Origin of the sequence: Curtobacterium sp. MCBA15_007 (assembly GCF_001864905.1) — a bacterium.
Lineage (GTDB): Bacteria > Actinomycetota > Actinomycetes > Actinomycetales > Microbacteriaceae > Curtobacterium > Curtobacterium poinsettiae.
Genome location: NZ_MJGM01000035.1, coordinates 911 through 2747 on the forward strand (window position 1 = coordinate 911; position 1837 = coordinate 2747).

Below are 1837 nucleotides of genomic sequence, written 5' to 3' on the forward strand. Positions count from 1 at the left end.
CTGACCGAGCTCGCCGACCGTGCGGGCGAGAAGATCCCGAAGATCGCCACGGTGGTCGACGTCCGGGGCGGGCGGTTCTTCACCGACCCCGAGCACGCGGTCGAGCAGGTCCGCTCGAGCACGTCCGCGCGGGTCCGGGTGCTGTTCCTCGAGGCGACCGACGCCGTGCTGGTCCGACGGTTCGAGCAGGTGCGCCGACCCCACCCACTCCAGGGCGAGGACACCCTGCTCGACGGCATCGCCCGCGAACGCGCGCGTCTCGCCGGCCTGCGTGAGGCGTCCGACGTGGTGATCGACACCTCCGACCTCAACATCCACCAGCTCGCGAACACCGTCATCGAACAGTTCGCCGACGAGCACTTCGTGGGACTCCAGGTCACGCTGATGAGCTTCGGATTCAAGTACGGACTGCCCGCCGACGCCGACATGGTGGCGGACGTCCGGTTCCTGCCGAACCCCTACTGGGTGCCGGAACTGCGGCCCCACACCGGCCTCGACCAGCCGGTATCGGACTACGTGCTCGGCCAGGCCGGAGCCCGTCCGTTCGTCGACCGCTACGCCTCCGTGCTCGAGCCGGTCTTCGAGGGGTACCAGCGCGAGAACAAAAGACACGCTACGATCGCCATCGGCTGTACCGGCGGGAAGCACCGCTCGGTCGCCATCGTCGCCGAGTTGGCGAACCTCCTCCGCGGGATGCCAGGCGTCGCCGTGCGTGTGAAGAACCGAGATCTCGGCCGGGAGTGACCGTCCCTCCGGCCGCTCCCACGCCCGTGCCGCCGGATCTGCGGGAACCACTGAATGAAGTTAGGAATGATGCTGTGCCGTTGACTGCCGAGGTCAAGGACGAACTGGCCAGGGTCGCCGTGAACCGCAACACGGTCCGCGCCGCCGAACTGGCCACGATCCTCCGGTTCGCCGGTGGTCTGCACGTCATCTCGGGCCGCATCGCGGTCGAGGTCGAGCTCGACACCCGGATCATCGTGCACCGGGTCCGCAAGGACCTCGCCGAGCTGTACGGCGTGCGCAGCGAGGCGTCGGTGGGGTCGTCCGCATCCTCCCGTCGCGGGACCCGCTACCTGGTCCGCGTGCTCGAGGCGGGGGAGACCCTCGCTCGCCAGACCGGCCTGATGGACGCCCGTCGTCGACCCGTCCGCGGGCTGCCGAACCGCCTGACCACGGGCAACCGCGAGGACCTCGCCGCCATCTGGCGTGGTGCGTTCCTCGCCTCCGGCACCCTGACCGACCCCGGTCGGGCCGCTGCGCTCGAGGTCACCTGCCCCGGCAACGAGGCCGCGATGGCCCTCGTCGGTGCCGCGTCGCGTCTCGGTGTCGCCGCCAAGGGCCGCGAGGTCCGCGGGGTCCACCGCGTCGTCATCCGCGACGGTGAGGCCATCGGTCAGATGCTGACCGTCATGGGCGCCGCACGCACCACCGCCGACTGGGAGGAGATGCGCCAGCGCCGCGAGGTCCGTGCGACCGCGAACCGCCTGGTCAACTTCGACGACGCGAACCTGCGCCGTTCCGCGCAGGCCGCCGTGGCCGCCTGCGCCCGGGTCGAGCGCGCGCTCGAGATCCTCGGCGAGGACGTCCCCGACCACCTGCAGTACGCCGGCACGCTGCGCCTGCAGCACCGCGACGCCTCGCTCGACGAGCTCGGCCAGCACGCGGACCCGCCCATGACCAAGGACGCCATCGCGGGTCGCATCCGTCGCCTGCTGGCGATGGCCGACAAGCGGGCCTCCGACCTCGGCATCCCGGGTACCGAAGCGAGTGTTCCCGAGGAGCTCGAAGGGGTCTGACACGGGTCTGTCGACCCTGCGGACGGGAGGCGCGGTGC

The 1837-nt window shown here is 71.0% G+C and carries 2 protein-coding genes; both read left to right on the plus strand.

Annotation, left to right across the window (positions count from 1 at the left end):
- On the plus strand, positions 1-744 hold a 744-nt coding region (gene rapZ, locus BIU95_RS13275), incomplete at its 5' end, for an RNase adapter RapZ (RefSeq protein WP_071251896.1).
- A gap of 74 nt (positions 745-818) precedes the next feature.
- Positions 819-1799: a DNA-binding protein WhiA gene (whiA, locus tag BIU95_RS13280; RefSeq protein ID WP_017887252.1), complete on the plus strand. Its 981-nt coding sequence runs from the start codon at positions 819-821 to the stop codon at positions 1797-1799.
- Positions 1800-1837 lie beyond the last annotated feature (38 nt).